8 protein-coding genes are annotated in these 9,397 nt (G+C 55.7%); 3 read left to right on the top strand and 5 right to left on the bottom strand.

The window, feature by feature from the left end; translation table 11 throughout:
* On the bottom strand, nt 1-236 hold a 236-nt coding region (locus VNX88_14230; protein HWY69824.1), incomplete at its 3' end, for a hypothetical protein.
* 882 nt (nt 237-1,118) lie between these two features.
* Nucleotides 1,119-2,822, bottom strand: coding sequence for an alpha-glucosidase (locus VNX88_14225; protein HWY69823.1), 1,704 nt, complete (start codon nt 2,820-2,822; stop codon nt 1,119-1,121).
* A gap of 324 nt (nt 2,823-3,146) precedes the next feature.
* On the opposite strand from VNX88_14225, the gene VNX88_14220 reads away from it, so the two are divergent.
* The 3 genes from VNX88_14220 to VNX88_14210 all read left to right on the top strand — a co-directional run bounded on the left by VNX88_14220 (nt 3,147) and on the right by VNX88_14210 (nt 6,608).
* Entirely contained in the window at nt 3,147-3,878 is a 732-nt protein-coding gene (locus VNX88_14220) for a response regulator transcription factor (protein ID HWY69822.1), read from the top strand.
* Nucleotides 3,875-5,296 carry an ATP-binding protein gene (locus VNX88_14215; protein ID HWY69821.1) on the top strand — a complete coding sequence of 474 codons (1,422 nt, stop codon included), beginning with the start codon at nt 3,875-3,877 and terminating at the stop codon, nt 5,294-5,296. Before VNX88_14220 ends, VNX88_14215 begins: the two co-directional genes overlap by 4 nt.
* Nucleotides 5,297-5,471: 175 nt before the next feature.
* Nucleotides 5,472-6,608: a serine hydrolase domain-containing protein gene (locus VNX88_14210; protein HWY69820.1), complete on the top strand. Its 1,137-nt coding sequence runs from the start codon at nt 5,472-5,474 to the stop codon at nt 6,606-6,608.
* Between the two features lie 72 nt (nt 6,609-6,680).
* Here VNX88_14210 and VNX88_14205 read toward each other — a convergent pair whose 3' ends face one another.
* The 3 genes from VNX88_14205 to VNX88_14195 form a co-directional block, all read right to left on the bottom strand.
* On the bottom strand, nt 6,681-7,457 hold the full coding sequence (locus VNX88_14205; GenBank protein ID HWY69819.1) for a hypothetical protein: 777 nt from the start codon (nt 7,455-7,457) through the stop codon (nt 6,681-6,683).
* A 114-nt stretch (nt 7,458-7,571) separates the two neighbouring features.
* The gene (locus VNX88_14200) at nt 7,572-8,870 is read right to left on the bottom strand and encodes an ATP-binding protein (protein HWY69818.1); all 1,299 of its coding nucleotides are present in this window, start codon (nt 8,868-8,870) and stop codon (nt 7,572-7,574) included.
* 328 nt (nt 8,871-9,198) lie between these two features.
* A partial coding sequence (locus tag VNX88_14195) for a hypothetical protein (protein HWY69817.1) occupies nt 9,199-9,397 on the bottom strand: 199 nt, incomplete at its 5' end.

The following is a 9,397-nucleotide window of genomic DNA, read 5'->3' as shown; positions in this document are numbered from 1 at the left end:
CGCGTCCATTTGGTCAGAATCGCCAGGCCCACGATCATCTCGATAACGCCGACGATGTGCATGAGTGTTTGTCCGCTGAACGGCAGTATTTTCAGGAACAGTGGACTGATGTATCCGGTCCAGTTGGTTAAAAGGTTGAAGTATTTATCCAGGCCTGCCAGGAACGGCGCCACGCCGAGCCCGATCCGCAGTGCCCACCAAGCCTGCTCCAATCGTGAATCAAATCCCTTGTGCATGCTTACTCCCCTCACAAGAATAGAGTTGGCAGGGGCAAATCGGTTACACCCTCGATAGCTCCATCTCTCCTCCGGAGTTGCCGTGGTGCCAACTAGGTAATCAAACCAGAAGCCTGGATGCAAAACAATTGGACGATGGTATCGCCGATACTTTCGTATCAAAGTGGGGACCGGAAGTTTCGTAGAGCCTGAAGTTGAAGCATTTCCGCGTCGACCTAGAACTAATCTTGTGGCGAGATCCATGGCATCGATCAGCCTCTTCGAACGCCCTGCTATCGCAATGCACACTTTCTGGCACAAGTGCCAGAAAGCTGTCCCTTGTTTTGACATTCGTCGCAGGAAACGCCCCGTTACCTCTGTCTTAACCGCGCTCGGAAGTTGGCATTTGCTTTGCTTCTCAGATATGCAGGAGAACCCTCCGGACTAGTGCCGGCAAACGCACTTGCAGCGGAGAATCAGTCACCGACGTCAGGACTGTGCTGCCGTTAGAGGAGGCTCGCGTTCCGCACGAGATGCTCGGAGCGGCGCCGCATAAGCGTGGGAAGATGCTAAAGTCATCGAATTTTATGTCCGAGATCTCTTCCCACGAACTACGAGGAGGACAGGTTCTACGTCAGGACAAGTTATCGAGTTTCCCGCACGCCTCAAGGAATCGCCCTCGATGCGCCTGTGTGAAATCTTGAGCATCAAGGCCCGGAGTAGCACGCAAGAAAACCCTATATCGGGGACGACAATGACAACAACCAAGGAGAACACATCATGAGCCCTCCAAATCGAAAAAGTGATCTATACGGATAAGCGGTTCGGGCGGGCTGGGACTTGAATGGGGCGAACTTGGGCCAAATTTGGCCCCAGTCGGTGGCTCACAATCTGACCTCCGGCTTATTTCGTGAGCTCGCCGATAAAAACCCCGTAGGGCTCCAACGAAACCTCGTCCCCTTGCGCTCCCGATGTCTCAGTCGCCAACAGGCGCTTAGCCGAAGCGAAGCCGTTGCGCTTCAACTCGAGGCTCATCTTCTGCGGCGTGCCCGACATATTCAGCGCAACCACCACGCCATGGTCTTTATAAACTCGCAGGTAGGAGAGCACGTTCGCATCACTCTCATTGATTGCGGTGTAGTTTCCGTCGAGCAGGGCCCGGTTGGTGTGCCGCAGCTTGAGCACCTTCTTGTAGAACTCCAGAACGGAATTCGGATCCTTTGATTCATCCGCCACGTTGTGCGTCCTGTACGTCGGAGGAACCGGAAGCCACGGCGTCCCCTTGGAAAAACCCGCGTTTTCGGTGCTATCCCATTGCATCGGAGTGCGTTCGCCGTCGCGGCCCTTCTCGTCCGGCCAGCCCGTGCGCCCGATTGGATCCTTCACATCCTCCTTCCGCGTGGGAGGCGTGGTTTTCATTCCGATCTCCTCTCCGTAATACATGATCGGACTACCGCGCAGCGTGAGGTAAAGCGCAGCCATCAGTTTTGCGATCTGGTCGTTGTGCTGGCCGTCGCCATAGCGATCATAGGAGCGCACCTTGTCGTGGTTGCTGATCACAAAGGTCGGCCAGCCAGAAGCGGCGTCGACCGACGCAATCTGCTTGCGGAATTCCGCAGGCGACAATTTGTCGACTGTGGTAAAAAGAAAATCCATGGGCAAATGCAGTTCGTTATTGCCTTTGCCGTAGTAGGCGTTCAGTTCGGCGATATTCGACGTCCAGGTCTCGCCAATCAGAACCGCGCCGTATTCATCTGCAACCTTGCGCAATCCGCGCAGGACGTCGTGCACTTCGGGCAACCTTTTGTTGTAGTTTTCCTGCTCGATCGGATCTCCGAAGGCGTTCTTGCCGGGACCCAGGATGGCGTTATCGTGCAGGTCCGGGTCCTCAAACAGCGTATCCACCGCATCCAGACGGAACCCTGCCACGCCGCGCTTGTACCACCAGCGCTCCACATCGAACATAGCATCTTTGACTGCGGGGTTACGCCAGTTCAGATCCGGCTGCTCGGCATAGAAATAATGGTAATAGTACTGATTGGTGGCCGGGTCGAGTTTCCACGCCGATCCTCCAAACGTCGAGACCCAGTTGTTAGGAGGCTCTCCTGGTCCTTTTCCATCACGCCAGATATACCAGTCGCGATGGGCGGACGTGCGCGATGACTTCGAGTCCAGAAACCACTTGTGCTGATCCGAGGAATGATTGACGACAAAATCGAGGATGATGTGGATGTCTCGCTTCTTGGCTTCGCTGGCCAGCACGTCGAAGTCCGCCAGCGTCCCGTACATCGGATCAATGTTTTCGTAATCGGAAACATCGTATCCAAAGTCCACTTGCGGCGAAGGGAAGCAGGGCGATATCCAGATCGCATCCACTCCCAGATCCTTCAAATAATCCAGCTTTAACGTAATCCCCTTCAGATCGCCTACGCCGTCGTTATTGCTATCGGCAAAACTGCGAGGATAGATCTCATAGAACACTGCGTGCTGCCACCACTGATGACCTTCCGCATCTACGGCGGCGGAGGATGTTTGCCCGGCGGCAATCGACGCTGCCATGCACGCACTCACCAAAAACGCCGCCAGCCGTGAAATGATCTGCTTCATGCCGGGACCTCCAACCAAGACAACCACCGCACTCCTGCGATGTTGAGGGTGAACTCTTCTGCCCGAGGAGTCAAACTTTTCGCGGCCCTTTTGCTTACGACTTCCGTGTGCGGCGGCCCGGCCGCCGTCCGAGCTTGCAAAGTGAAGGTTCACTGAACATAAGAGCTAGTGGCGAATTCCGGCACGAGCAGAAACGATCGTGGTCAATGATTCTCCGCCAGTTTCCTCTTTCCCGCAAGCGTCTGCCCGCATTGTTAGTGCCTCGCTCCAGCCCCAGCCCACCTCCTTCATTCAATCTTCAGGTTGCTGTGAATAAATTAGGAGGTGGGGAATCCACGCAGTGTCCTGGCCCGGAGTGTGATACAACCAGACCCTGTGAAGCTGCTTGTGGTTGAAGATGAACCTCGCATGCTGGAACTGCTGCGCCGGGGCCTGACCGAAGAGGGCCACACCGTGGTGTGTGCCTCGGACGGCAGCGAAGGCTGGGAACTCGCGCATGCTTATGAATTCGACGCGGTCGTGCTGGACGTTATGCTGCCGAAGATGAATGGCTTCGAACTGGCCAAGAGGCTTCGCCAGGAACGAGTCGCCACGCCAGTGCTGATGCTCACCGCCAAGGATTCAGTTGCAGATGTTGTCCGCGGTCTGGACACGGGCGCCGATGACTACCTCACCAAGCCGTTCACCTTCAACGAATTGCTGGCGCGACTGCGCGCGATTCAGCGCCGTGCTACCTCTCGCGCGCAGAACCGGCTGCAGGTCGGCGATCTCATTCTCGATCCGGAGTCGCGCGAAGTTTCCCGCGCTGGAGTTCCTATCATCCTGACCCGCACAGAATATAGCCTGCTGGAGCGGTTGATGTTCCGCGCCGGCAAAGTCGTTCCCAGAAACACGCTGATCGAATCGGTGTGGGGCTTCGAAAGGGAAATCGAGGAGAACACGCTCGATGCCTTCGTCCGCCTGCTCCGCCACAAAGTGGATCGCGAAGGCCTCCCCAAACTGATTCTCACCGTGCGCGGCGTGGGCTACATGATTCGTGAGGAGCGGATCGGATGAGGAAACTCTCCATCGGCTTGCGCTTGACGCTCTGGTACCTGGCGATTTTCCTGCTCGCCGAACTGATCTTTGGCGCAGGCATGTGGTTCATACTGCGCCAGAACTTGTACGACATCGCCGACACCGCGCTCGAAGGCCAGGCCGCAGACCTGCTGCGATTCCTGGAAGCTCGAAAGGATGTATCCACGGCGCAGTTACAGGCAGAGCTCAGTGAAGACTATAAGATCGAACGCTCCGAAGACTATGTGCAAATCATTGACTCCGGCGGCAACTCAATCTATCGTTCACGGTTTCTCGAAGAGCATCCTCTCCCCCCGCTCTCACCCGGCCAGTTAAGCAGGCCGCGTTACGAAAATCGCAGACTGGGGCGCCAGCGTTTCCGCCTGATGAGCCAGCAGATGGACGTGAGTGGGCGCGTGTACATGGTTCAAATCGGGCACCCCATGCACGAAGAAATCGAGACCCTCGATGACTTCCGCAGGTACCTGCTGTGGTTCGCACCGCTCCTGCTGCTGGGTGCGTCGGCGGGCGGCTATTGGCTGAGTGGTCGAGCCCTGGCCCCGGTCGATGCCCTGGCCCGCACTGCCCGCACCATCTCCGGCCACAACCTGAGCAGCCGGCTTGAGCAATTGCATACGGGCGACGAGCTGCAACGGCTCTCCGATACCTTGAACGAAATGCTGGGGCGGATCGAATCAGCCTTCCTGCGGATCACGGAGTTTACCGCCGATGCTTCGCACGAACTCCGCACCCCCATCGCGCTCATCCATACCGAAGCCGAGCTGGCCTTGCGCCGATCAAGGAATGAGGCTGAATACCAGGAGGCGCTGCGCCACATTCTTCTGGAAGCAGATCGCACGGCCAAGCTCATTGAGGAGCTTCTGGCTCTGGCGCGCGCGGATTCCGGCCGCGAAGCGCTCGACATTCATCCGATCGACCTGCTCACAACTTTGCGCGCGTCCGCATCGAAGTGGAATCCAGTCGCGTCCCAGCAGAATTTGCAATTCGAGGAGCGCTTGGACGTTCAACGCCTGCCGGTAATGGGGGACGAAAACGCCTTGCGCCGCGTGATCGACATTCTCCTCGACAACGCCATCAAGTACACGCTCGCGCCGGGGAGAGTGACACTTTCGGCCGCAAAGAACGAGGAGCAGGGCAGCGTCGTCGTAACCGTCGAAGACACCGGCATCGGCATCGCACCCGAGGACCAAGCCAGAATTTTCGAACGCTTCTACCGCGTCGACAAGGCCCGTAGCCGCGAACTCGGCGGAGCCGGCCTCGGTCTGGCCATCGCGCAATGGATCATCCACCTTCACAAGGGCTCCATCGCAGTAAAGAGCGAGATTGGGAAGGGATCCGTCTTCCGAATCGATATTCCGGCCACACCCTCGCCACAACATGATTCAGTCCCGAAGTAATTCAGAAATCGCGCGCTCTGTCCAATATCCCGAGATGATCATGTGGGCAGCCGCTCTCGGCTGTCCAGTCGACGACCCGCTCGTCAAGGCCGGCAACTTGAGATACCCCCGATCCCATCTGATTTGCCTAAGCCGCAAAACAAGCCGTAGACTGGTGCCCGCAATTCCGAAACCCATGACAAAACGCCCCCGCGGTCTTCTCCATCGCCATGCACCCTTGTGTGCAGCCTTCACCGCCGTATTCGCTTTGTCATACATCGCTCCGTCGATTGCACGAGCCCAAACCACTTCCGTTTCGAAAGACGTCTCGAATTATGTGCGGAGCGAAATGCAACGCCAGCATATTCCGGGAGTGTCGCTTCTGGTTTCGCGAGGAGGCAAGATCGTGCAGGCCGAGGGATTCGGCCAGGCCAACGTGGAACTGCAAGTCCCGGTAAAACCGGAGACGATCTTCCAGTCGGGATCAGTCGGCAAGCAATTCACGGCGACCGCGGTGATGATGCTGGTCGAGGAGGGCAAGGTAGGCCTCGACGACCCGCTAACCAAGTATTTTCCAGACGCTCCGGGCACTTGGAAGGAAGTAACGGTGCGCGAACTCTTGAGCCACACCGCGGGATTTGGCGACTATCCCGAGAAATTCGACTTCCGCAAAGACTGGACCGAAGACGAACTGCTGAAGGTGGTCGAGGGCATGCCGCTGGCCTACCCTCCCGGCACCAAGTGGGAATATAGCAATCTGGGATTTCTGACTCTGGGAATTCTGATTCACAGCGTCACCGGAGAATTCTACGGAGACTTCCTGCAACAGCGAATCTTCCATCCGCTCGAAATGCAGACCACGCGCATTATCAGCGAGGCCGACATCGTCCCCAACCGCGCCGCCGGTTACCGCCTGGTCAAAGGCGAACTAAAGAACCAGGAATGGGTAGCGCCCACGGTCAACACCACGGCCGATGGCAGCCTCTACTTTTCCATCTTGGATCTCGCGAAGTGGGACGCCGCGCTCTACACCGAAAAGCTGCTGAAGCGCTCGAGCCTGGACCAAATGTGGACTCCAGCAAAGCTGAAAAACGGCCAGCCAAACAAAGACGGCTACGGCTTTGGCTGGTTCATCGAGGAAAAGCACGGACACCACGTAGTCAGCCACGACGGCGCCTGGCAGGGATTCAAGTCCGCAATCGCACGCTACGTAAATGATCAGTTGACGGTGGTAGTGCTGGCGAATCTGGCGGAGGCCAAGCCCGGCGCAATCGCCGAACACGTCGCTGACATGTACCTCGCGGACGAAAAGAATGCAGTCGGGAAAAATTGAGGTCAAGTCAACACGGCTATTGCGTCTGCAGACTGTTTACAAAATCCCAGCGTGGGGATTCGAAGTGTCTGGTTATGGTCCAGGTTCAGCTGCATCTGAGCTCTCGTCCACCGAAATCTGGAATTCACCCTCTCTGCATCGGATTTCGGTGTTCTGCGCCGAATCAATCCAAGCATTGGCCCTTAGGCTCACCGACCAGAACTCAATATCACTGTCGAAGGTCCTGCACAAGTAATCCATAAGGAGGCCATAGAAGTCCTCTTCATACGAGAATCGCTTCTTCCCAGAGCCGATCTCGACTGCTTCGAAATACCAGGTCAAAAACAGATGGACATTCGCAATGCAATAGTCGCCAAAGTAGACCGTCGAATTGTCCTCCCGGTCGATGCCGCTAATCGCGGCATACTCTTTGAGGTAGGACTGCTCTGCAACTGACTCTTCCACGACGATCCGGAATTTCTGTAAAGGAAAGGACCTTCGCAATCGGGTGAGAACAATCGCCATCAGCTCCGATAGGGCGATGTGCACAGTTCCTCGTAAGGGTCCGGGGTCTGGCTTCGACAAACCTTGGGCCAGAAACTCAAGTAGTTCCGCGCGATAGCGCTTCACCTCTTGTAATGTGAAGCCCTTGGATTGACTAGGCTTGGTGTCGTACTGATCATGATGCTCCAAGCACATAAACGCTAGGTTGCCGGAGTCATTGTTGGACGGGTCGTGGTCAAGATGTGCGATTTGGCCTTTCTTCTGGCCCTCATCTCCTCGCAACGCAAAGCATAAACAGCAGCGCCGTCGTGAGGTGGTCAGAACGCTGGTGACAACGTCCGTCAGAATGCCCTTGCGGTGTGCCATCGCTTCTCAGTGGTGACTACGCTATCAGAACTTGGATTGCCGAAATTCTCATTCGTTTGATGGGGGGCTGGTCCACCTTGCGCCGCCACTGCTGCGGGCGGGTTGGTCCCCTCACTACAGTGTTCTGCTCAATAGCCTCTGCTGCCAGCCCCGAATCATGTTTGGGTCAGGAGAATTCCAGTTGAACACCTCAAAAATCTTTTTCACAACCTTGATTGCGAGTTCCTCAGCAGATGCTCGTACTTCGGACACCGTGTAATCGCGATCGATCCAGAGGCTAGGCTCCCTCGAATAAAAGCTTCCAAGCAGGGACGCGGAATCAACGTCGGTCGCGGCAAGAGAACGATCTTTGATGTCGGTCAATTCAATTGAGACATGAATGCTGTCCTCCGGTGAGACGCGTTCGTAATACCTCTTGAGGAATACAAACATCTCGGTGATCTCATAGATCACGTTCACAAAACTCAAAGCTTTTCCATACCTGTTGACGAAATCGGGCTCATTTTCCCGATAAGCGCCCTGCCAGATAAACAGACCACTTTGATAAGCTCGGTACGCTTCTAAATAACGGTGAAACACAGTGTATGACTCCCTTCCGCTGCTGAAGTTCGATTTCGTGTCCTTGTCTGTGTGCGGAAAATTCCATCCGCGTAGACTCACTTCCGATTCCGACAGGAACTTGAGGACTGTCGTGATGTCCGGAATTCTCTCACTGCGGTAGTCTTGTGGCATCGAGACGAGTCTCCAGTAGCCGTGCTTCTCGAAGTCAGCAGGCAAGACCTCCTTGAACCATACATGTGAGGCTGCAATCTCCTTGGAATATTTGAGCGTGTCCGGTTCCTTAGTGACGGTCTTTCCTCTAAGGAGGTTCTCAATTGTGCCCAAAAGCTGGTCGCCGCGTTTGAGCAAAGCCCGATTCATCAAATCGCGCATTTCCTCGGAGGAAGGCACGATTACGCTGGTCGCCTTCTCTGTCCGCACGTACAGACCTCCAGCTCTCAGAATCAGCCTGGACGTCTCCTTGCTGGAATTCGCATCTCTCTTGCAAATGATCGGTACGTCCCGAAATTCAGGGATGCTCAGCACCGCAAGGTTTAATCCATCTGCACTCAGCTTTTGGACTTCACACGAGGCTGAGGGATCAGTGTAGCGGTGCAGGAAATCATTCACCTTTGTCGTATCGAAGGAAGAGAAGTCATCTTGGCACAATCCAATTAGGCGGAACGTGCTGTCCTCGACGCCTATGATTACCTGTCCACCATCCTGCGTATTCATGAATGCGAGGATGTCCTTCACCAGTTCACATTTCTCATCAAAGCTTGCGGTGTCCCAGTTGAACGACTGCTTGAAATCAAGGTTCTTCGTTTCGGCCTTCTGCGCCAACAGCTCTCGAACTTGAGTCTCTGAGATCATCTAATTCGTCTTCTCTGGAGGAGCGGGCCCAGACCTTCGGTTCTCGGCGAAGAAAATAGGAGCGCATCACGAGCAGGTTCGCCAATCAGCACTCGTCCTCAACGAGTGCCAGTCTCGTTCGCACTTTTCCGCCGCTTTCCCTTCGCCCTGTGGTTTTTCTGCCACTTTCTCGGCCGATTCCCCTACCCAATTCGTCTCAGCCACTTGCCGCCCACCCACTATAGCTTTAAGGTGGTTTTCCGAGTTTTCCGAGATTTCCACAGTGTTCCGGTAAAAACGCTCTAATGTTCCGACTGGAACACTTTGTACGTACAATGTTCCGGCTACCCTACTGCTTCTGCATCTGGTCCAGAGCAGTCAGCACCTCTTCACTGTGCCGGACAGGGTCGACGCTGGTGTAAACCCTGGCAACCTTCCCGCTGGGATCGATGAGGAAGGTATGCCGCGCCGCAAACTTTACCACTCCAAGGTTCGTAAGCGAACCGTAGGCCCCGCTCACCTTGCCGTCACGATCGGCCAGCAGCTTG

It is taken from the genome of Terriglobales bacterium, assembly GCA_035567895.1.
In the GTDB taxonomy this organism is placed as follows: Bacteria; Acidobacteriota; Terriglobia; order Terriglobales; family Acidobacteriaceae; genus Gp1-AA112.
Note: the sequence above shows the minus strand (reverse complement) of the source record. Positions and strands in the feature narration are given on the sequence as shown.

What these genes read in the sequence shown, in the direction of transcription:
- VNX88_14210 (HWY69820.1), top strand. Translation starts at nt 5,472, where the DNA reads ATGACAAAACGCCCCCGCGGTCTTCTCCATCGCCATGCACCCTTGTGT.
- VNX88_14205 (HWY69819.1), bottom strand. Translation starts at nt 7,457, where the DNA reads ATGGCACACCGCAAGGGCATTCTGACGGACGTTGTCACCAGCGTTCTG.
- VNX88_14215 (HWY69821.1), top strand. Translation starts at nt 3,875, where the DNA reads ATGAGGAAACTCTCCATCGGCTTGCGCTTGACGCTCTGGTACCTGGCG.
- VNX88_14200 (HWY69818.1), bottom strand. Translation starts at nt 8,870, where the DNA reads ATGATCTCAGAGACTCAAGTTCGAGAGCTGTTGGCGCAGAAGGCCGAA.
- VNX88_14225 (HWY69823.1), bottom strand. Translation starts at nt 2,822, where the DNA reads ATGAAGCAGATCATTTCACGGCTGGCGGCGTTTTTGGTGAGTGCGTGC.